Raw genomic sequence first — 21,767 nt, 5'->3', positions numbered from 1 at the left:
GATCTACAGGTATTCGGCCCGGTTGTTGTTAAGGTCGACGAAACCGCGGATCAGGCGGTACGCGTGCCACACCCAGGCGCAGCCCCAGACCACCAATGCCAGCGGGAGGCCGATGAGCGTCGCGAACAATACCCATCCGAGGGCCATCCACGCGATGTAGTACCAGAACGTCCGGATCATCCATGTATGATGGCTATGGACCATCGAGCCCACGGTATCGGGCCGTTTGACGTGGTTGACGATCACCGGCAGGATCGACAGCATCCCTAGCGAGAAGAAGAAGGTGATGCCGTGCGCGACGTAAAGGATGCGCGCCAGGTTCTTGGCGTCGGAAACGTCGTCCAGGACGAGTTGTTGGGACATGGTGGCTCCTTGGTTGGTGATGTGATTCGGGGCGTTAGCGGGCGGTGGCTGCCTGCACCTGGGCCTGCGTCCAGGCGACGATGCCGCCGGCATCCATCGCGCCCGGCTGGCGCGCGACTTCGCGCCCGCGAAGGAACAAGGCCAGCGTCGGGATCGAACGGATGTTGTAGCGCGCACCGACGTCCTGGGCGCTTTCGGTGTCCACCTTCAGCAGCCGGACCATCGGCTCCAGCCGCTGGGCGGCCTGCTGGTAGGCTGGCGCCATCTGCCTGCACGGGCCGCACCATGGCGCCCAGAAGTCGACCAGCACCGGAATGTCGCTGCGCTCGATGTGCCTGGCGAAGCGCACGCTGCTCACATCCAGCGGCTTGGCCATGAACAGCTCGCGCGAGCACTTGCCGCACACGGGCTGGTCGCTCAGGCGCTGCTGGCTAAGGCGGTTGACCGCGTCGCAATGAGGACAAACGATGTGTAGTGGTTCAGTCATGGATACCTCGCGCCGCGAAATGTAGTCAATATCGCCATTGTAAGGCGGGATCGGCGAGCCTGCTTGCCGGAACGTGCGCACCCGTACTGGACGATTCCGCGCGACGTGACCGGCGCGTTTGCCGAAGAGGGGAGCCGCCTCGAACGCTACGCGAAAGTGTTCGGCGCGGTCGAGATCAACTCGTCGTTCTACCGGCCCCGCCGCCAGAAGACGTACGCGCAGCCAGGAGCGCACCAGCCAGGCAGCGCCGATATCTACGTGCGCCTGCACGGGTCTCCGCGCATTTACTATTCGTCGTACCCTGACGAGTACCTGCGCGACTTCGGGAAGCACATGGCGCTGCACGCCCGTCGTCACGCAAGGATAGCGTCCAGTTCATCCGGCTTGATCGGCTTGGTGCAGTGCTGGTCGAAACCGGCGTCGAAGGCGCGCCGGCGGTCGGCGCCCGTACCGTATCCGGTCAGCGCCACCAGCACGATCCGCGCCGTCAGCGGGTTGGCCTTGAGCGCGCGTGCGACCGCGTAGCCGTCCATCTCCCCCAGGCCGATGTCGATCAGCGCGATCTCCGGCTGGCGCGCGAGCGCAAGGGCGATCCCGTCGGGGCCATTCTCGGCGGTGTAGACGATGCACGAACGCAGTTCGAGCAGCATCGCCATCATGTCGCGTGCATCCTCGTTATCTTCGATCAGCAGCACACGGCGTCCCGGCGCGGCCATCGCGGCAGGCGCTTCCGGCGCCGGCAGCGCACGGCTGGCGAGCAGCGGGAGGCGCACCGTGACGATGCAGCCCTGGCCGGCGCCGGCACTGGCGATCGTGACGCTGCCTTCATGCATGCCGACCAGGCGGCGCACCAGCGACAGGCCGATACCCAGGCCGCCTTGCGCCCGCTGCAGCGTCTGGGCGCCCTGTACGAACACGTCGAAGACGCTTGGCAGCAGTTCCGGATTGATGCCAAGGCCGGAATCGCGCACCTGCAGTTCGGCGTGGCCATCGGCGCTGCGCACGGTGACTTCGATCCGGCCACCCGCAGGGCTGTACTTGATCGCATTATCGAGGATATTGTCGATCACCTGGAGCAGCCGGGTCGTATCGGCCAGCACCGGGGCCGGCTCGGTGGACACGCGCAGCTCGAAACCGTCGGTGCGCCCGCTTGCTTGCAGCGTCTCGACGCAGCGCTGCGTGACCGCCGCCAAGTCGGCCGGCGCCTTGTCGAGGATGAGCTTGCCCATCAGCGCCCGGTTCACTTCCAGCAGGTCGTCGACCAGCTTGCGCAGGTGGTCGGTCTGGCGCCGCAATACGCCGTGGGTGCGCTGGACGATTTCGTCGCGCAGCGGCCGGCCGCTTTCCAGGATGCTGACCGCGCTGGTCACGGCGCTGAGCGGGTTGCGTAGCTCGTGTCCCAGCATCGCGAGGAATTCGTCCTTGGCCGAGTTTTGCTGTTCGGCCTTCGCGCGGGCGTTCTTCTCGAGGACGAGCAAGGTATTGCGATCGCTTTCCGCATCGGCGCGCGAGCGCATTTCGGATTGCAGGCGGCGGCTGGCGTCCATGATGGCGACATTGAGCTCGTCGAGTTCGTCGATGATCGATGGCGGAAGCGTGGCGACCGTGTCGCCGCGGCCCAGCGAGCGCGCGGCGTCCGATGCGCGCCGGATGAACGCCACCAGCCTGCGTCCGGTCATCATGGTCAGCGTGAGCGCGCCCAGGATCGCGATCAGCAGGCCGATGGCGACAACGCCGATGCCGTTCCAGACGGCGTCATCGAGTTCCTTGACCGGCGCGCCGATCGCAATCGTCCAGCTGGACAGCGCCGAATGCGTAAACACGTTATACAGCCGGGCGCCTTTGGCGGTCTTGCTGGGCAGGTTGCCATTGGGGGCCGAATTGAAGGCGGCAAGGACATGCGGCGGTACTGCCTTGCCCACGAATTTCTCGGCCTCGTACCTGCGCGCGATGTAGACGCCATTGGCGTCGAAAATCCCCACCAGCCAGGTGGACGGGATCGCGCTGTTCGAAAACGCGTGGGTGAAAAACGCCGGCGAAAAGGCCTGGCCGATAACATAACGCTCGCCGGATGGCGATTCGATCGCGCGCTCGACCATCACGAAATTGTTGTTCAGTTCGGCGCCCCAGCGCATGCCGCTGACGTTCACCTTGCCGTTCGCGAGCAGGGCGGCGACCTGCTCGGGATCCGGGCGCCGCGGTAGCGGGCGGCCGAACGGATGACGGGTATTGATCAATTGCTGGCCGGTCTTGTCGTACAAGATGATCCAGGCCCCCGGCCCCGCGTTGGCCGCCAGGGCCTCCTGGTGGAAACGCTTGCGGTCACCGTGGGCGAGCGCCTGGGAATTCGCCAGCACTTGCAGGACTGCCTTGGCGCGGTCGATGTCCGCGTCGACCACCAGCGCGGTCAGGCGCGCGCTTTCGTGGATGCGCTGGATTGCGGATTCGCGCTCGGCGTTCCTCAGCATGTTGAGCGCGATGCTGCAACAGATGGCGACCGGGATGACGATGCAAAACGCTAGCAGGAAATAGTGCGCGCGAAGTTTCATGCAATCTGTTCGCGCCGCTCGGGCGTTCTAGGCATCGGCGGGAAAATTCTGTAGGGTGAAAAAAAACAGGGGCCGGATTAACGGCCCCTGATTATTTCACGTAGTTACATTCAAGACAATTACTGGATGCAATTATTGCCTTAGCGGTGACGGCGTCCGTGGTGGCGGCGCCCGCCGCTGCTCCAGTGGCGTCCGAAGACAAAGCCCAGGCTCAGCGATACCGGTGGGTAGTAGTAGGACGGCTGCGGCGTGTACACCGGCTGCGGCGCGTAGACCGGTTGTTGTTGCACATAGACCGGCGCGGACGAATACTCGACGCGCGAGCCGTCCGGCGAATTTGCCGCGATTCGCGCGCCCGTGCCTGCCGGAACAGGTGTCACGGAAACAACATGCCACTGCGACGGGTCGGCCGGTGCGCCATAGCCGTATTGCGGGCCGGGCGCAGTTGCGCAGCCGGCGAGCACGGCTGCGGCTGCGATGATGATAAGGGTTTTCATGATGCGGTTCTCCTGCTGGATACCACATCATATGAAATTTCGTTGCGGTCCGCTTGGCGATTACCTTCTGTTACAAGCAGAAACAACACTGAAACTTGCCTTGACTCACTCCGCCAAGATGTTCAGCAACCCGTCGAGGCCGCTGAAGTTGAGCGCCACGTCAGCCTGCTGGTACACCACCGGCTTGGCGCGGAAGGCGACCGACAGGCCCGAGATTTTCATCATCTTCAGGTCGTTGGCGCCGTCGCCCATCACGATCGCCTGTTGCGGGCCGGCGCCCAGCTGTGCGCAAATGCGTTCGACCGTGCGCTTCTTTTCCTCGGCGTCGACGATGCCGCCAACCACGCGGCCGGTCAGCTTGCCGTCGACGATTTCCAGTTCGTTGGCATGGACGAAATCGAGTCCCAGCCGCTGTTGCAGGCGCTCGGTGAAGAAGGTGAAGCCGCCCGACACCAGCAGCGTCTTGAGGCCCGCCGCCTGGACCGCGGCCAGCATCTTCTCGCCGCCCATCGAAACCTGCAGCCGTTCGGCGTACACGCGCTCCAGCGCCGACGCGTCGAGGCCCTCGAGCAGCGCCACCCGGCGCTTCAGGCTGTCCGAGAAATCGAGCTCGCCGCGCATCGCGGCTTCGGTGATCTCCGCTACCTGCGGCTTGAGGCCTTGCATGTCCGCGATCTCGTCGATGCATTCGATCGTGATCAGGGTCGAATCCATGTCCATCGCCACCAGCTTGAAGTCGGCCAGCGTGCGGCCAGCCTCGATGAAGGTCGCATCGACCTGCGCGGTGTGGGCGGCAAGTTCGATTGCCTGCTTCAGTTCCAGCGAATAGGCGAACTGCTCGCAGCGAACGGCATGGTCGCTTAACGGGACAATTCGTTCCGGATTCGCGCGTGCGGCGATGCGGTCGAGGACGTCGCGCTGCGCGTTCGGCCCCTGTAGTACCAGGTTCATGTTCATGTCAGGAGTTGTTTGATGGTCTGTTTGACCTGGTTCACGCGCGCTGCGAGGTCGGGCATGCTGGCAGTGATCTTCAGCTTGTCCTGTCCCGCGAGCTTGATGTGGCGGTTCTTCTGGATCAGCGTGATGATGCGCATCGATTCGATCGGCGGGTTGACCATGAATTGCAGGCTGGCCGCCTCGGCGTGCACGTCGATCTTGACGATGCCCACAGCTTTCGCGGCGATGCGCAGGCGGTGCGTTTCGATCAGCGCCTTGACCGGATCGGGCAGCTTGCCGAAACGGTCGATCAGTTCTTCCTGCATGTCGTCGATGCGTTCCTGCGTCTCGCAGTTGGCCATACGCTTGTAGATCGACAGGCGCTCGTGCACGTCGCCGCAGAAGTCGGCTGGCAGCAGCGCCGGCACGTGCAGGTTGATTTCGGTGGTGGTGGCCAGCGGCGCTGCCAGGTCGGGCTCCTTGCCAGCCTTGAGCGCGCGGACGGCCTCGTTCAGCATGTCCGAGTACAGCTGGAAGCCGATCTCCAGCATCTCGCCGGACTGGTTCTCGCCCAGCACTTCGCCGGCGCCGCGGATTTCAAGGTCGTGCATCGCCAGGAAGAAGCCGCTGCCCAGCTCTTCCATCTGCTGGATCGCATCGAGGCGGCGCTGCGCCTGTTTTGTCAGGCTGCTGACATCGTTCACCAGCAGGTAGGCGTAGGCCTGGTGGTGCGAACGGCCGACCCGGCCGCGCAACTGGTGCAATTGCGCCAGGCCGAACTTGTCGGCGCGGTGCATGATGATGGTGTTCGCGGTCGGCACGTCGATGCCGGTCTCGATGATGGTCGTGCACAGCAGGACGTTGAAGCGCTGCGCCACGAAGTCGCGCATCACTTTTTCCAGGTCGCGCTCGTGCATCTGGCCGTGGGCGACGCCGATGCGCGCTTCGGGCAGCAGTTCGGTCAGCATCGCCAGCCGGTTCTGGATGGTCTCGACCTCGTTGTGCAGGAAGTAGATCTGGCCGCCGCGCTTCAGCTCGCGCAGGCAGGCTTCGCGGATGATCGAGCCGTCTTCGCCGCGTACAAACGTTTTGATCGCCAGGCGCTTTTGCGGGGCGGTGGCAATGATCGAGAAGTCGCGCAGGCCTTCGAGCGCCATGCCCAGCGTGCGCGGAATCGGCGTCGCCGTCAGGGTCAGCACGTCGACTTCGGCGCGCAGCGCCTTCAGCGCTTCCTTCTGGCGCACGCCGAAGCGGTGCTCCTCGTCGATGATGACCAGGCCGAGGCGGTCGAACTTGACGTCGCTTGAGAGCAGCTTGTGGGTGCCGATGACGATATCGAGGGTGCCGTCGGCCATGCCCTTGATCGCCGCGTTGATCTCCTTGCCGGTGCGGAAGCGCGACAGCTCGGCGATGCGTACCGGCCAGTCGGCAAAGCGGTCCGCGAAGGTCTGTGCATGCTGTTCGGCCAGCAGCGTGGTGGGCGCAAGGATCGCTACCTGCTTGCCGCCCATGACCGCGATAAAGGCGGCGCGCAGCGCGACTTCGGTCTTGCCGAAGCCAACGTCGCCGCATACCAGCCGGTCCATCGGCTTTCCCGAGGTCATATCCTTGATGACGTTGTTGATCGCTTCGGCCTGGTCGGGCGTTTCGTCGAAGCCGAAGCTGTCGGCGAAGTTCTGGTAGTCGTGCGCGGAATATTCGAACGCGTGGCCCTGGCGCGCGGCGCGGCGCGCGTAGATGTTGAGCAGCTCCGCGGCGGTGTCGCGCACCTGTTCGGCGGCCTTGCGCTTCGCCTTTTCCCAATGTCCCGAGCCGAGCGCGTGAAGCGGCGCGTCTTCGGCAGAACCGCCCGAGTAGCGCGAAATCACGTGCAGCTGCGATACCGGCACATACAGCTTGGTGTCTTTCGCGTACTCGAGGTGGAGGAACTCGGTTTCGCCTTCGCCCAGGTCCATGCTGGCCAGGCCCATGTAGCGCCCGATGCCGTGGTTGATGTGGACCACCGGGTCGCCGATCTTCAGCTCGGACAGGTCGCGCACCATCGCTTCGACCTGGGTGGTGGCTTCCTGTTTCTTCTTGCCGGCGCGGCGGCCCGACCCGGCGTACAACTCGGTTTCGGTGATGAAGACCAGGTCGCCGGCGCCGGTTTCGACCAGTTCGAAACCGGCCTGCAGCGGCGCCACGCCCAGGGCCAGCTTGGCATCGGACTGCAGGAAGCCTTCGAAGCCTTCGACTGGCGTCAACTGGAGCTGGTATTCGGCGACATACTGCTGCAGCGTTTCGCGGCGCCCGTTCGACTCGGCGCAGATCATCACGCGGCGGCCGCCGCCCTGCATCAGGTAGGAGCGCAGGTTGGCCAGCGGGTCGTCGAGGCGGCGGTTGACGGCGATGTTGGGAATCGGCGCCGACAGTTCGGATGCCTGGCCGTCGTTGTCCTTGGCGATCGCCAGCCGGCCGTACGGCTTGGCCAGGGTGAAGAAGGCTTCGTCGCTGAGGAACAGTTCGTCCGGGCGCAGGATAGGGCGGTCGCGGTCCGCCTTCAGGAAGCGGAAGCGCGATTCGGTGTCGAGCGTGAAGCGCTTGATGGCCGCGTCGATGTCGCCCACCAGCGCGAGGCTGGCGCCTTGCGGCAGGTAGTCGAACAGCGTGGCCGTTTCTTCGAAAAACAGCGGCAGGTAGTATTCGATGCCGGCCGAGGCGATGCCGCTGCTGATGTCCTTGTACACGACCGAACGCGATGGATCGCCTTCGAAGCGCTCGCGCCAGCGGCTGCGGAATGCGGTGCGGGCAGGTTCGTCCATCGGGAACTCGCGGCCCGGCAGCAGGCGCACTTCGCGCACCGGGTACAGCGAGCGCTGGGTGTCGGCGTCGAAGGTGCGGATGGTTTCGATCTCGTCGCCGAACAGGTCGAGCCGGTACGGCAGCGCGGAACCCATCGGGAACAGGTCGATCAGGCCGCCGCGCACCGAGTATTCGCCCGGCGACATCACCTGCGACACGTGGGTGTAGCCGGCCAGCGTCAGCTGCGACTTCAGACGGGCCTCGTCGAGTTTCTCGCCCTGCTTGAAGAAGAAAGTGTAAGCCGCCAGGAAGGACGGCGGCGCCAGCCGCACCAGCGCGGTGGTGGCCGGGACGATCAGTACGTCGCACTGGCCGTTCCGGATTTCGTGCAGCGTGGCCAGGCGCTCGGATACCAGGTCCTGGTGCGGCGAGAACGCGTCGTATGGCAGGGTTTCCCAGTCCGGCAGCAGGTGGCATGCCAGCTTCCCTTCGGCGAACCACGGAATCTCGTCGAGCAGGCGCTGGGCGTCGCTGGCGTTGGCCACCACGACCGCCAGCATCTGCTTCGCGGCCTTGAGTTCAAGCGCGGCAACCGACAGCGCGTAGGCGTCCGACGACCCGTACAGGGTAGGCAGCGCAAACCGGGTGCCGGTTTTAGGAAGGGACTTCTTTAAATCGAAAGGCATGCAGGCGACAGCTTTATGGGTGCTCGAAAGGGGTGGTAATTATATCTGTCCCCGGTTGGCGACGCCGAACGGCACGTGAACCATCGGGATCGTCCCTCCCGGCGAGGATTTCAGGTGGGTCAGCTGGTCATCGAAGAAGATATGCGGCTTGAAGACGGACAGCACCCGGGTCTTGTTCATCCCGCCCAGGAAGAAGGTCTCGTTGGCCGACACGCCCCAGCTCTTGAGCGTGGTGACGACCCGTTCGTGCGCCGGCGCGTTACGGGCGGTGATGATGGCGATGCGGAGGATCTTGCGGTAGTTGGGATCGCGCTTCTGCATGCGCTCTTCCAGGCGCTGCATCAGCGCCAGCTTCTGGAACATGTCGGCCAGCGGGCCTGGCTGGTGCGGCACCGCCATATGTTCGGTTTCGTGGGCGTGGAACTCATTGAGGTCGTTGTTGCGCTTGAAGACGGTCTCCGATTCGTCGTCGGCCAGCACGCCGTCGAAGTCGAAGGCCACGCGCAGCTCGATGTCGTCATCCTCGTCGCTGATCTTCGAGGGCAGCACAATGCCGGCCGGGTAGCCGGCTTGGATCGCGTTGCGCACGTCTTCCTCGTTCGCCGACAGGAACAGCGAAGCGTTGAACGCCGGCAGGTAGGTGTACGGCGATTTGCCGGTCATGAAAGCGGCGCGCGAAATGTCGAGGCCGTAGTGGGCGATCGAACGCATCACGCGCAGGCCGGTTTCGGGCGAATTGCGCGAAAACAGCACAACTTCGACCGGAGACTGGCGCGGGAAGCACTTGTTAATGTTGAGGAAGCGGCGGATGAAGGGGAAGGCCACGCCTTTACCCAGGATGACGTCGAGGTTCTGCTCCTGGTGCTTGCGGTATTCCTCCGGACCGCTGTCGAGGTAGACCTGGTGCGATCCGGCCAGGTCGAACAGCGCGCTCGATGCCACGCCGATGACAAGTTTGTGCTCAATCTGAAACGCCATTCATCGTCCTTGCTGTTGATTTTATGTGCACGCGTGTGTCGAAGGGCAATTCTACCTTACGGGGCCCGCAGCAGCCGGACGCGGTCTGCGCTCACCTGTGGAATTTTCGGCAGCGCGCCGGGTCGAAGTATACAGTGTAAGTATTACGCAAGGAGGTCACCATGAGCATCGAAAAACTGGACAAGGCGTCTTGGGCAACATACTTTGATTCAATGTCAAAGATGCTGACCGGTAAGCAGGCGGAGATTGACGTCGAGTCGCTTTCGCTGGGAGCGCAGGTCGAATCGCGGTTTGCGCCGCTGAACGGCATCACCTATGACCACAAGAGTGAATTGTTGGAAATAATGCTGGAGCGCTGGGAGCACAATATTCCCAATGTGACAGAAATCTGGGTCGACCGGGACGGCGTCAGCCTGAACAGCATCCGGGTCGTCGACAGCGACGGGCTGGAGCAGATCATCAAGCTGCGCGATCCGCTGATGCTGCCCGATCCGCACCTGGCGGCCAGTGCGAACAGGCCGGGGCCGGGCGCCGGCGCACCCCGCTGAGCGAGGCGTTCGCCGATCCGGATAAGGGGGAGGGTGCAGGCGCGCGCCCGCGTACTGCAGGTGCAAAGCCACGTTAATTGTCCGGCCCAGGCTCGGACGGCGGCGGCGGATCCTGCTCCTCCTCCGGCTCGGCAGGCGGGCTTTCGGGCAAAGGCGTAATGTCGATGGACCTGAAGTCGTCGAGCCCTGCGTATTCGGAATAGATCCAGTCGCCGGCTTCCTGCATCACGCCTTCGGGCGCTTCCCGCGCGTGGACGGGACGCCTGGCGATGGCAGCCTTCATATAGTCGATCCAGATTGGCAGCGACAAGGTGGCGCCGAACTCGCGCCCGCCCAGCGACTTCGGCTCGTCATAGCCCATCCACGCCACCGCGACCACGTCGCCGCCATATCCGGCGAACCAGCCGTCGATCGCATCGCTCGTCGTGCCGGTCTTGCCGGAGATGTCGGTGCGACCAAGGCGCGCTCCGGCCGCAGCACCGGTCCCGTATGACGTTACCGCGCGCAGCATGGTGTCGACCACGAAGGCATTGCGCTGGTCGATCACGCGCTGGTTTTCGGGCGGCGCAGCGGGGCGCGTGAACTCCTTGATCACCGCGCCGCTGGCGTCCTGGATTTTCGCGATCAGGTAAGGCTGTACCGAATAACCGCCATTGGCAAAGACGGCGTAGCCTCCCGCCATCTGGAGCGGCGTCACGGCGCCGGTGCCGAGGGCCAGCGTCAGGTTCTTTGGATGGCGGGTACGGTCGAAGCCGAACCTGCCGAGATATTCGTGCGCGTACGGCACCGACACCGCGCGCAGCAGGCGCACCGTGGTCACGTTCTTCGAATGGGCGAGCGAATCGCGCATCGATACCGCGCCATCGAATTTGCCGTCGTCGTTCTGCGGCGACCAGGTGGCGCCCGCGTTCTCACCGGGAAGGTCGAGGGCTTCGTCGAGGATCATCGTGCCCGGCGAATAGCCTTTTTCCAGCGCCGCCGAATACACGAACGGCTTGATCGCGGACCCGGGCTGGCGCCAGGCCTGGGTGACGTGGTTGAACTTGTGCAGGTTGAAGTCGAAGCCGCCAACCAGCGCGCGGTATGCGCCGGTGTTCTGGTCGAGCGCGACGAACGCCGCCGCTACCTGGGGCACCTGCACGATCGACCACGCCTTGCGGCTGTCCTGCATGACGCGCACCAGCGCGCCGGGACGCAGCCGGATCGAGGCCTTCGCCTTTTCAGGCAATGCCTGCGCGACGAAGCGCAGGCCGGCGCCGCTGATGCCGAGCGAATCGCCACCCTGCGTTTCGACGCTCACTTCGCGTGGCGACACGGCCGTGACGACCGCAGGGATCAGGCCGTCGGAAGAGGGGCGCTTCTGCAGCGCCTCGTCGATGGCGATGTCGCGCTCGGCGGGATCGGACGGCAAGTCGATGAAGCCCTCGGGGCCCCGGTAGCCATGGCGCTGGTCGTACGCCAGCACGTTGCGCCGTACCGATTCGTAGGCCGCGTCCTGGTCGTGCGACAGGATCGTCGTGGTCACGCGGATGCCGGAGGTGTAGGCCTCGTCCTGGAACTGCTCGTAGACCGCCTGCCGCGCCAGTTCGGCCACATATTCGGCGTGGGTGGCGAACTGCTGGCCGCCGGGCTTGACCCGTACCGGCTGGTCGAGCGCCTGGCGGTACTGGGATTCGGTGACGTAATCGAGTTCATACATGCGCTTGAGGACGGCATGCTGGCGCTGGGTGGCGCGCTTCAGGTTGACCGCGGGATTGTGGCGCGAAGGATTCTGCGGAAGGCCCGCGAGCATGGCGATTTCGCCGACCGACAACTGGTCGAGCCGCTTGCCGAAGTAGGCGCGCGCCGCGCTGGAGAAACCGTAGGCGCGCTGGCCCAGGTAAATCTGGTTCATGTACAGCTCGAGGATCTGGTCCTTCGAGAGCGCCTTTTCGATCTTCAGCGCCAGGGCGATTTCGGTCAGCTTGCGCGACACGATTTTTTCGCGCGACAGGAAGAAGGTGCGCGCCACCTGCATGGTGATGGTCGAGGCACCCTCGCGGAAGCCGCCCTGGAGGTTGGCTTTGGCCGCACCCATCGCACGGATCCAGTCGATGCCGCCGTGTTCATAGAAGCGCGTGTCCTCGATTGCCAGCACGGCCTTCTTCATCAGGTCCGGCATCTGCGCGATCGGCACGAAGTCGCGGCGCTCGACGCCGAATTCGCCGATCAGCACCTGGTCGGCAGTGTAAATACGCAGCGGGATCTTCGGCTTGTAATCGGTGACCGCATCGATCTCGGGCACATTCTTCGCGATCGACCACAGGAACCAGCCGGCGGCGGCGGCGCCAGCCAGCAGCAAGAGCAGGATGATCAGGATGATCAGGATGAAACCGCGGTTTGTGCCGGTAGATCGCTTTTGCGCCAGGCGGGAAGAAATTCTCAAGCTGCACTCTCTGGAAGCGTCGGCGGGGTCGCCTTGGTCGGGCGAATTATAGTCGATTGGTATGCCGCCGCTTTCCATGCGGGCAGGCTTGTGCGATAGTCACGCCTGCGAAAAAAATCCTTCAAGGACTGTCTTCATGCCATACGATCCGACCCGTAGCCCGGTCAAGCCGTACATACCTGCCTCGGCGCACCTTCCAGAGATGACCTTCCGCGCACTGGCCATGGGCATCCTGCTCGGCATGGTGTTCGGCGCCTCGTCGCTTTACCTCGTGCTCAAGGTGGGCCTGACGGTCAGCGCCTCGATTCCCGTGGCGGTCATCGCGATTACCCTGTTCGGCCTCGCCAAAAAGATGGGCGGGCGCGATTCGACGATCCTCGAAAACAGTATTACCCAGACCGCCGGTTCGGCGGGCGAGTCGATCGCGTTCGGCCTGGGCGTGACCATGCCGGCGATTCTGATCCTCGGCTTCGACCTCGAGATCTCGCGCGTGATGCTGGTGGGCGTGCTGGGCGGCCTGCTCGGCATCCTGATGATGATCCCGATGCGCCGCACCATGATCGTGGACCAGCATTATCAGCTGAAATACCCGGAAGGCACCGCGTGCGCCGAGGTGCTGAAGGCCGCCGCTACCGAAACGTCGCGCGCAGCGGCGGGCGAAATCCGCGAAGCGGGTTCGGATGAGGCGCGCACCGCCAAACGCCGCGCCGCGATTATCTTCGGCGGCTTCGGCCTCGGCCTGCTGTACAAGGTTGGCAATATCTCGTTCAAGGGCTGGAAGGACACGGCCAACTTCGAGTTCGGCGCGCCGCTGAAGGCGGGTTCCGTCGGCGCCGAACTGTCGCCGGAGCTGCTTGGCGTGGGCTACATCATCGGCCCGCGCATTGCCGCGACCATGGCGGCCGGCGGCGTGCTGTCGTACCTGCTCTTGATCCCGATGATCAAATTCTTCGGCGAGCTGCTCACGGTCCCTGTATCGCCGGGCACCATGCTGATCAAGGATATGAACGCCAACGATATCCGCAGCGCCTACGTCCTGTACATCGGTGCCGGCGCTGTTGCAGCCGGCGGCCTGATTAGCCTGGTGCGCTCGATGCCGACCATCTGGAACGGCCTGAAAGGCGGCTTGTCCGGCATGGGCAAGGGCAGCGCAGCAGACGAATCGGTGCGTACGGACCGCGACATCCCGCTTAAATGGGTCGTCATCGGCTGCCTCGCGATCATCGCCATCATTACGGTCGCCACCCCGCTGCATATGAACCTGCTGGGCGCGCTGCTGATCCTGGTGTTCGGTTTCCTGTTCGCGACCGTGTCGTCGCGCCTGACCGGTGAAGTGGGCTCGTCGTCGAACCCGATTTCGGGGATGGCGGTGGCGACTTTGCTGTTCACCTGCCTGATCTTCCTGTTCATGGGATGGACCGGCGGCCAGTACTACGTGACGGCGCTGTCGGTTGGCGCGATCGTCTGTATCGCGGCAAGTAACGCGGGCACCACGTCGCAAGACCTGAAGACCGGCTTCCTGGTAGGCGCAACGCCAAAACTGCAGCAGTACGCGATCCTGTGCGGCGCGTTCGCGTCGGCGCTGATCCTCGGCCCGATCCTGCTCAAGCTGAATGACGCCAGCACGGTCTACGTGCCGGCGGCGCAAGTGGCGCCTGGCCTGAAGGTCGACGCCAGCAAGCTGACCGCGACCGCGCAGCTGCAGGGGCCGCAAGCGGCGACCGACAGCAATACCTACAAGGTCTGGCAGAAGACCGACACCGTCGGCGGCCCGGCGGGTAAATACCTCGTCAACGCCAATGGCGAACTGGCTTACCTGGTCGACCCGGGCATTAACGGCACCCACACCAAGCGCCCGGACGGCTCTGAGGTGAAGAAGTTCGATGCGCCAAAGGCGGTGCTGATGTCTTACATCATCAAGGGTATCCTCGACCAGCAGCTTCCGTGGACGCTGGTGCTGCTTGGCGTGATGATCGCCGTCGTGCTCGAAATGGCGGGCGTGCAGTCGCTTGCCTTCTCGGTGGGCGTCTACCTTCCGCTGGTGTCGACGGCGCCGATCGCGGTTGGCGGCTTTATCCGCTGGCTGGTCGACCGCCGCAATAACCAGCTGCCGCATATCGCGTCGATGACGCCGGAAGAGCAGCAAGCCGCGGGCGACCGTAGTTCTGGCACCTTGCTGGCATCGGGCTACATCGCAGGCGGCGCGCTGGCCGGCATCGTCATCGCCATCACGGCGGGCGTGCTGACCGATTTCGATACCACGATGATGAAGTGGGCGGAGGCGTACAACCCGTTCTATGCGGGCGCAAGCTCCGACTGGCTGTCGCTGTTGCCGTACGCGGGACTGGTCGTGCTGCTGTACTGGATCGCGCGCGAGAAGAAACTCAAGGTTTAAAGCGATTCAGGCCGGAATGCAAAACGGGCGCGAAAGCGCCCGTTTTCATTTTGTGCCGTCGGTCAGACGAAGGCGAGGTCGTGCTGGCGGATGATGTCGTCGGCCCACTCGTCGATATGGCCGAAGCGATAGCCGAGGCGCGCCGCGCGGCTGGTGTCCAGCATCAGCGGATGAGGGTAGTCGAACGGGCTTAATTCGCCCGCGGGTCCCGCTTTCGCGGCCGGGATGGCGCTCACCGGTTCATCGAGCGCGCGCCCTGCGCGGTGGAGCAGGTCGAAGGCCGACATGCCGCCATCGCAGGCAGCATTGATCGGGCCGGTGAAGTCCTGCGACCCTGCCCACGCCAGGAAGCTGCTGGCGGCGTGGCCGTCGATGAACGAACTCGCCGCCGCGGCGTTCGTGTAGCGCAGCGGTGCGCGCAGGCGAACCAGGTCGACATAGTGCGCCAGGCGCCCGGTAAAGTCCTCGGGGCCGGCAAGTACGTGGCCAATTCGCGCGGTAACCAGCGGCAGTGTGCCGTCGCGGTACAGGTAGGCCTCGGCCTGCAGCTTGCCTGCGACGTAGCTTTCCACCGCGCGCGACGGATCGTGCCATGGGTAGCGCGTGTCGATCATCTGCCCGAGTACATTCAGGTCGGTCTCGGCGTACGGGCTGTCCTGGTTTTCCATCAGGCCACGGTACACGTCGACCGTCGAGGCCATGATGTAGCGCTTCACGCGCCCTGAAAATACGCGCACCGCGATCGCGGCGTCCAGCGGGCTGTAACACATCTGGTCGTAGACGACGTCGTAGCCTTCGATTCCCGCAAACGCGCGGCGCATGCCTGCTTCATCGCGCCGGTCGACGCGGATACGCTTGATGCGCTCGCCGAAAGGGTCGGGCGCGCGGCCGCGCGTGGCGATAGTGACCCGGTGGCCTGCATTGACGAGTTTCTGGACGAGCAGCTTGCCGACATGGCGAGTGCCGCCCATCACCAATATATTCTTGTGCATGGCATTTCCTGGTTGGATCGCGTATATTTTCTGCTTATGATGGAAATTGATCAACCGATAAAAATTATGGCATTGACTAAGAAAAACTTATCCATGGGGCGATTGTGAAACCGGTACGCAGTCTCTCGGGGCTGATCGATTTCGATTGCGCGGCGCGCTGGGGCAGTTTCAAGCTGGCGGCGCAAGAGCTGCACAAGACTCCGGCGGCGATCAGCCAGCAGGTCCGTCACCTGGAAGAAAACCTCGGGTTCGCGCTGTTCATCCGCCACCCGCGCCACGTGACGCTGACGGAAAAGGGGCAGGAACTGGCGATCGCGGTGGGCCGCATGCTGGGTGAGCTGCGCGCAAAGATCGGCGCGCTGCAGGCGGGCAGCGAGGAATCGGTACTGCGCATTTCGACGACCCACTCGTTTGCGATCAAGTGGCTGGTGCCGCGCATGCACCGATTCACCAAGCTGTATCCGGAGCTGGACATCCGCCTCGATTCGAACGATGCGCCGGTCGATCTCGAGGATGATGCGACCGACGTCGCGGTGCGCTACGGACCGGTCGGCGACGGCGACCCTGCCTTGCTGTTCCGCGAGCGCCTGATAGCCGTCTACAGCCCTGATTTACTGGCGCCGGGCCAGTCCGAACTGAGCTTGGCGGACCTGCCCAACTTCCCGCTGCTGTACGAGAAGTCGCCGGAGTCATGGCTTCAGCTGCTTAATGAGAACCGCGCATTGAAAGGCAAATACGATTTCTCGCGCGGGTACAGCCACTGGGGCGTGCTTGCGCAGGCCGCGGTGGCGGGGCAGGGGATCGCGCTGGTGGCGTACGGGATCGCCTGCCAGGACATCCTGAAAGGCTCACTCAGGCAGATCAACTGCCGCAGCGCGCCGTTCGCCAATGGCTACCGCTTCCTGGTTAATCCACGCAAGGAGAACATGCCGAAGGTGCAGCGCTTCCGCGCCTGGCTGGTGGGCGAGATGGACGAGATGCGGCGCCAGCTGGAACAGAACGGATAAAAAAATGGCGGCCCGAAGGCCGCCATTTTTACGATGCAGGCGATGTATTACTTCACGCCGTGCATCAGCTTCTGGATCTGCGGTGCGAGCAGGAACAGGATCAAGCCGCCGGCCATCAGCGACCAGAACCCGAAGGTGTAGCCCGACAGCGCCGATGCGACCGACATGCCGGACTCGCCGCTGACGTGGCTCGCGAAGATGCCCGACAGGTTGTTGCCGATACCGGTCGACAGGAACCAGCCGCCCATGCCCAGGCCAACCAGGCGCGTTGGCGCCAGCTTGGTGACCATCGACAGGCCGATAGGCGACAGGCACAGCTCACCGATCGACTGGATCCAGTAGACCGCGAACAGGGTCCAGAACGGGATCTTGCCGTAGGTTGGATCAACCAGGAACGACAGCGCATACATCAGCAGGCCGAAAGCCAGGCCGTTGAACAGGATGCCCAGGCCGAATTTGCGCGGGATCGACGGGTTGACGTTCTTGCGGCCCATGGCGACCCACACCCATGCGATCAGCGGTGCGCAGACGATGATGGCGACCGAGTTCACGCTCTGGAACCAGGCGGTCGGGAAGACATCCATGCCAAGGGCGCCGACACGGTCGACGATGTTCTCGGCCAGGAAGGTGAACGAGCTGCCCGCCTGTTCGAAGAACATCCAGAACAGGATGTTGAACGCAAAGATGATCATCATCGCGATGGTCTTGTCGCGCGCGATCTTGCCTTCGCGGATACCTTCGATCATCAGCATGATCGCCAGGATGACGAACATGATGCTCAGGATGATCTGCAGCGTGGCTGCGCCCAGTGCGAGCAGGAAGTACACCAGCGGGATGACGAACAGTGCGCCAACGGCGACCATGATTGCGCGGGTGCGGCTTTGGCCGCTTTCATCCGGTGCGCCGATGCCCTTGAGCGAAGCGCGGCCGATGTAGAACCATACGAGGCTGATCAGCATGCCGATGCCGGACGCGAAGAACACGACCTTGTATGCTGGGGTGCCGTCGGTGCCGAAGATCTTCTGTGCCAGGACCTGGGTCAGGATCGGTGCGACGAACGCGCCGGCATTGATACCCATGTAGAAGATGGTGAAGCCGGAATCGCGACGGGTGTCGTTCAGCGCGTACAGCTTGCCGACCATGGTCGAGATGTTCGGTTTGAACATGCCGTTACCGACGATGATGGTGGCCAGGCCCAGGTTGAAGATCTTCGGGTCGGGGATGGTAATGGCGAACAGGCCGGCCGCCATGAACAGCGCGCCGATCAGGATCGAACGCTGGTAACCGATGACGCGGTCGGCGACATAGCCGCCGAATACCGCGCCGGCATAAACCAGTGCAAGGTAGGAACCATAGGTCAGGTTGGCGGCGGCCTGGCCGGTGCCTGCGCCTTCATGGAACTGGGCGACGATATAAAGCACAAGCGCCCAACGGATGCCGTAGAAAGCGAAACGCTCCCAGAATTCGGTCATGAATAACATCCAAAGCGGACCTGGGTGTCCCATCATCTGCTTGAACTCGGGAATAACGACTTCCTGATTTGGTGTGGTAGCGGCTCCGCTCATGCGGGGGTCTCCTGACTGGTTTAGGTTGATACGATCATCGGTGGAAAGCTGCGTCGTTTAGGACGGAAAATTCCAACTGGGCTGCATTTTAATGTAAATCCGTCACATTCTGCGAATTTTTGCCAGATGCGGTATCCGGCGTGTACTTACCCGCCACACGGCTTGCGAAAGCCACGCCCCTATTCGCGCCAGTTGTCGTATATTGGCAGTGCAGGCATTGATCGTTTCACAGATATTGAAAAAGGAATCTGTACTATGGAGCACGACGTTGTCGATACCCTCATTTCGCCGGAAGGCCGGCTTGAAGTGCTGTCGAAGTCCGAAGTCGTCAAGCTTCTCGACACCAGCCAGGGCGGCCTTTACCAGGTGTTCCGTAATTGCGCGCTGGCGGTACTCAATTGCGGCAGCTCGATTGACGATGGCAAGGAACTGCTGGAGCGTTATAAATCTTTCGACATCAGCATCGTGCAGCGCGAGCGCGGCATCAAGCTCGAAATCAAGGGAGCCCCGGCCATCGCTTTCGTCGATGGAAAAATGATCAAAGGGATCCACGAGCACCTGTTCGCGGTACTGCGCGATATTATTTTTACCAGCAGCGAGATTACCGATAACCCGAATTTCGACCTAACCCGCACCGAAGGCATTACCGATGCGGTATTCCACATCATGCGTAATGCGAATGTGCTGCAGCCGCAGCGCAATCCGAACCTGGTGGTGTGCTGGGGCGGCCACTCGATCAACCGGGTCGAATACAACTACTCGAAAGAGGTCGGCTACCAGCTTGGCCTGCGCGATCTCGATATCTGCACCGGCTGCGGTCCCGGCGCGATGAAAGGCCCGATGAAGGGCGCCACCATCGGCCATGCGAAGCAGCGCCGCAGCACTGGCCGCTATCTGGGCATTTCCGAGCCGGGCATTATCGCGGCCGAATCGCCAAACCCGATCGTCAATGACCTGGTCATCATGCCGGATATCGAAAAGCGCCTTGAAGCGTTTGTCCGTACCGGCCATGGGATTATCGTGTTCCCGGGCGGCGCGGGTACTGCCGAGGAAATCCTGTATGTCCTCGGTATCTTGCTCCATCCGGATAACGCCGACATGCCGTTCCCGCTTATTTTCACCGGGCCGGAAACCTCGCGCGAGTACTTCGCCCAGATTGACGATTTCATCGGGCAGACGCTTGGCGAAGAGGCGCAGAAGCGCTACAAGATCATCGTCGACGATCCGGAAATGGTCGCGCGCGAGATGCAGACCGGGATCAAGGAAGTGCGCGAATACCGCAAATCGCGCAGCGATGCCTATTACTTCAACTGGCTGCTGCGCATCGATCCGGAATTCCAGCGTCCGTTCAGGCCGACGCATGAAAACATGCGCAACCTGAGCCTGCATAAAAACCAGGAAAAGCACCAGCTCGCGGCAAATCTGCGGCGCGCGTTTTCAGGTGTGGTGGCCGGTAACGTCAAGGACGAGGGTATCCGTGCAATTGAAAAGTTCGGGCACTTTGAAATCCACGGCGACCCGGCAATCATGGGTCCGATGGATGCGCTGCTGACGTCGTTCGTCGAGCAGAGCCGGATGAAATTGCCGGGCAAGGCTTATGTTCCTTGCTATCGGATTGTTCAATAGTTGAGGCTGGTCATCCGGCGCACAGGTGGTTAGTGTGCGCCGCTTGACAGTTGCCGGCGATACGACAATGATCGTCGTATGAGCCTTGATGATCGTATCACTTCCTTAGAAGCAGGCATGGCGTCGATGAGAATCGACCTTGCAGTCGTGCGCTCAAACTACGCGACCAAAGAAGATGTCGACGCCGTGAAGCTTGATCTCGCTGTTATTCGTTCCAATTACGTTCCGCGAGAAGAGTTCCAGAAGACGATCAACACGCTAACGTGGAAAATGTATGGATTCGGCACTTTTCTTGTCACAGTCGTATTCTTCATAGCGAAGAACGTCAACTAAACGACGTCAGACAAAAAAATTGGGGCCCCGAAAGGGCCCCAATTTCATTCTGATCAGTCTTCGCGGCGCAGGTGCGGGAAGAGGATCACGTCGCGGATGTTTGGCGAGTCCGTAATCAGCATCATCAGGCGGTCGATGCCGATGCCGCAGCCGCCAGCTGGCGGCATGCCGTATTCCAGCGCGCGGATGTAGTCCGCGTCATAGAACATCGCTTCTTCGTCGCCAGCGTCCTTCGCCGCCACCTGTGCGTGGAAGCGCGCTGCCTGGTCTTCGGCGTCGTTCAGCTCCGAGAAGCCGTTGGCGATTTCGCGGCCGACGATGAACAGCTCGAAGCGCTCGGTGATGCCTTCGCGCGTGTCGGACGCACGTGCCAGCGGCGATACTTCAACCGGGTAGTCGATGATGTAGGTCGGTTCCCAGAGCTGCGATTCGGCCGTCTCTTCGAACAGCGCCAGTTGCAACGCGCCCAGGCCCCAGCCCGCCATCGGATTCACGCCGAACTTTTTCAGTTCGGTGCGGATGAATGCCGAGTCGTTCAGCTGCTCGCTGCTGTAGTGCGGAGCGAACTTGTTGATCGCGCCGACGATGGTCAGGCGGTTGAACGGCTTCGACAGGTCCAGCTCACGGCCGCCGTAGGTCAGCATCGCGGTGCCGTGCGCATCGATCGCAGCCTGGCGGATGACGGCTTCGGTGAAGTCCATCAGCCACTGGTAATCGACGTAGGCCGCATAGAACTCCATCATCGTGAATTCCGGATTGTGGCGCGGCGAGACGCCTTCATTGCGGAAGTTGCGGTTCACTTCGAATACGCGGTCGAAACCGCCAACCACCAGGCGCTTCAGGTACAGCTCCGGCGCGATACGCAGGAACATCTCCATGTCGAGCGCGTTGTGGTGGGTGATGAACGGCTTCGCGGCGGCGCCACCAGGAATGGTGTGCAGCATCGGCGTCTCGACTTCCATGAACTCGTGCTTTTCCATGAAGCGGCGGATCGACGACATCGCGGCGGTACGCGCCTTGAAGGTGCGGCGCGTCTCTTCGCTCATGATCAGGTCGACGTAACGCTGGCGGTACTTGGTCTCCTGGTCGGCCAGGCCGTGGAACTTGTCCGGCAGCGGGCGCAGCGACTTGGTGAGCAGGCGCAGGCTGGTGACCTTGATCGTCAGTTCGTCGGTCTTGGTCTTGAACAGCGTGCCTTCCACGCCCAGGATATCGCCCAGGTCGTAGTGGTGCAGCGCTTCCATCGCGGCTTCGCCGGTGAGGTCGAGGGTGGCGTAGATCTGGATGCGGCCATCGGCACGCACGCCGGACGAATCCTGCAGCGTGGCGAAGGCGGCCTTCTTGCCGGCTTCGCGCTTGAGCATCATGCGGCCAGCCAGCACGACCGGAATCGCTTCGGCTTCGAGTTCTTCGCGCGATTTGGCGCCGTACTGCTCGTGCAGGCCGGCCGCCTTGTGCTGTGGACGGAAATCGTTCGGGAAGGCCACGCCTTTTTCGCGCAGGGCTGCCAGCTTGACGCGGCGCTCGGCGATGATCTTGTTGTCGTCCGCCGGTGCTGCGGCTTGTTCTTGGATATCCGTAGTCATGATAAGTATCGCT

Annotated in this window: 16 protein-coding genes and 1 pseudogene; 6 read left to right on the top strand and 11 right to left on the bottom strand. The window is 62.9% G+C overall.

Annotation, left to right across the window (positions count from 1 at the left end; genetic code table 11):
* Positions 1-3: 3 nt before the first annotated feature.
* Both HHL21_RS06935 and trxC read right to left on the bottom strand, forming a co-directional pair.
* A complete protein-coding gene (locus HHL21_RS06935) occupies positions 4-363 on the bottom strand; it encodes a DUF4870 family protein (protein WP_169464537.1) in 360 nt (119 codons plus the stop codon).
* Between the two features lie 34 nt (positions 364-397).
* Positions 398-850: a thioredoxin TrxC gene (gene trxC, locus HHL21_RS06930; RefSeq protein WP_169464536.1), complete on the bottom strand. Its 453-nt coding sequence runs from the start codon at positions 848-850 to the stop codon at positions 398-400.
* 105 nt (positions 851-955) lie between these two features.
* On the opposite strand from trxC, the pseudogene HHL21_RS21375 reads away from it, so the two are divergent.
* Positions 956-1,057 (top strand): annotated as a pseudogene (locus HHL21_RS21375) (DUF72 domain-containing protein); the annotation flags it as partial.
* 146 nt (positions 1,058-1,203) lie between these two features.
* On the opposite strand, the gene HHL21_RS06920 reads toward HHL21_RS21375, so the two are convergent.
* The 5 genes from HHL21_RS06920 to HHL21_RS06900 form a co-directional block, all read right to left on the bottom strand.
* Positions 1,204-3,399: an ATP-binding protein gene (locus HHL21_RS06920; RefSeq protein WP_169464535.1), complete on the bottom strand. Its 2,196-nt coding sequence runs from the start codon at positions 3,397-3,399 to the stop codon at positions 1,204-1,206.
* Between the two features lie 140 nt (positions 3,400-3,539).
* Complete coding sequence (locus HHL21_RS06915) at positions 3,540-3,896, bottom strand: hypothetical protein (protein WP_169464534.1); 357 nt, start codon at positions 3,894-3,896, stop codon at positions 3,540-3,542.
* 105 nt (positions 3,897-4,001) lie between these two features.
* Positions 4,002-4,847 (bottom strand): phosphoserine phosphatase SerB, encoded by an 846-nt coding sequence (serB, locus tag HHL21_RS06910; protein WP_169464533.1) that lies wholly within the window; start codon positions 4,845-4,847, stop codon positions 4,002-4,004.
* 2 nt (positions 4,848-4,849) lie between these two features.
* Positions 4,850-8,299 (bottom strand): transcription-repair coupling factor, encoded by a 3,450-nt coding sequence (gene mfd, locus HHL21_RS06905; protein ID WP_169464532.1) that lies wholly within the window; start codon positions 8,297-8,299, stop codon positions 4,850-4,852.
* 39 nt (positions 8,300-8,338) lie between these two features.
* Entirely contained in the window at positions 8,339-9,277 is a 939-nt protein-coding gene (locus HHL21_RS06900) for a 5'-nucleotidase (protein ID WP_169464531.1), read from the bottom strand.
* A gap of 161 nt (positions 9,278-9,438) precedes the next feature.
* On the opposite strand from HHL21_RS06900, the gene HHL21_RS06895 reads away from it, so the two are divergent.
* The gene (locus HHL21_RS06895; RefSeq protein ID WP_169464530.1) at positions 9,439-9,825 is read left to right on the top strand and encodes a DUF5335 family protein; all 387 of its coding nucleotides are present in this window, start codon (positions 9,439-9,441) and stop codon (positions 9,823-9,825) included.
* Between the two features lie 73 nt (positions 9,826-9,898).
* Here HHL21_RS06895 and HHL21_RS06890 read toward each other — a convergent pair whose 3' ends face one another.
* A complete protein-coding gene (locus tag HHL21_RS06890; protein WP_229496154.1) occupies positions 9,899-12,250 on the bottom strand; it encodes a penicillin-binding protein 1A in 2,352 nt (783 codons plus the stop codon).
* A gap of 136 nt (positions 12,251-12,386) precedes the next feature.
* Between HHL21_RS06890 and HHL21_RS06885 the strand changes: the two genes are divergently transcribed.
* Positions 12,387-14,645: an OPT family oligopeptide transporter gene (locus HHL21_RS06885; protein ID WP_169464528.1), complete on the top strand. Its 2,259-nt coding sequence runs from the start codon at positions 12,387-12,389 to the stop codon at positions 14,643-14,645.
* Positions 14,646-14,707: 62 nt separating this feature from the next.
* Here HHL21_RS06885 and HHL21_RS06880 read toward each other — a convergent pair whose 3' ends face one another.
* Positions 14,708-15,637 (bottom strand): NAD-dependent epimerase/dehydratase family protein, encoded by a 930-nt coding sequence (locus HHL21_RS06880; protein WP_169464527.1) that lies wholly within the window; start codon positions 15,635-15,637, stop codon positions 14,708-14,710.
* A gap of 104 nt (positions 15,638-15,741) precedes the next feature.
* Here HHL21_RS06880 and HHL21_RS06875 point away from each other — a divergent pair, with 104 nt between their 5' ends.
* Positions 15,742-16,644 (top strand): LysR substrate-binding domain-containing protein, encoded by a 903-nt coding sequence (locus HHL21_RS06875; protein ID WP_370659678.1) that lies wholly within the window; start codon positions 15,742-15,744, stop codon positions 16,642-16,644.
* Positions 16,645-16,691: 47 nt separating this feature from the next.
* Here HHL21_RS06875 and HHL21_RS06870 read toward each other — a convergent pair whose 3' ends face one another.
* On the bottom strand, positions 16,692-18,149 hold the full coding sequence (locus tag HHL21_RS06870; RefSeq protein WP_441295187.1) for a peptide MFS transporter: 1,458 nt from the start codon (positions 18,147-18,149) through the stop codon (positions 16,692-16,694).
* Between the two features lie 315 nt (positions 18,150-18,464).
* Here HHL21_RS06870 and ppnN point away from each other — a divergent pair, with 315 nt between their 5' ends.
* Together ppnN and HHL21_RS06860 are read left to right on the top strand one after the other, a co-directional pair.
* Positions 18,465-19,835: a nucleotide 5'-monophosphate nucleosidase PpnN gene (gene ppnN, locus HHL21_RS06865; protein ID WP_169464525.1), complete on the top strand. Its 1,371-nt coding sequence runs from the start codon at positions 18,465-18,467 to the stop codon at positions 19,833-19,835.
* Between the two features lie 78 nt (positions 19,836-19,913).
* Positions 19,914-20,168 (top strand): hypothetical protein, encoded by a 255-nt coding sequence (locus HHL21_RS06860; RefSeq protein ID WP_169464524.1) that lies wholly within the window; start codon positions 19,914-19,916, stop codon positions 20,166-20,168.
* A gap of 53 nt (positions 20,169-20,221) precedes the next feature.
* Here the strand turns inward: HHL21_RS06860 and lysS are convergent, their stop codons facing one another.
* Positions 20,222-21,754, bottom strand: coding sequence for a lysine--tRNA ligase (gene lysS / locus HHL21_RS06855; protein WP_169464523.1), 1,533 nt, complete (start codon positions 21,752-21,754; stop codon positions 20,222-20,224).
* Between the last annotated feature and the right edge of the window lie 13 nt (positions 21,755-21,767).

It is taken from the genome of Massilia polaris (genome assembly GCF_012927275.1).
In the GTDB taxonomy this organism is placed as follows: Bacteria; Pseudomonadota; Gammaproteobacteria; order Burkholderiales; family Burkholderiaceae_D; genus Telluria_A; species Telluria_A polaris.
Note: the sequence above shows the minus strand (reverse complement) of the source record. Positions and strands in the feature narration are given on the sequence as shown.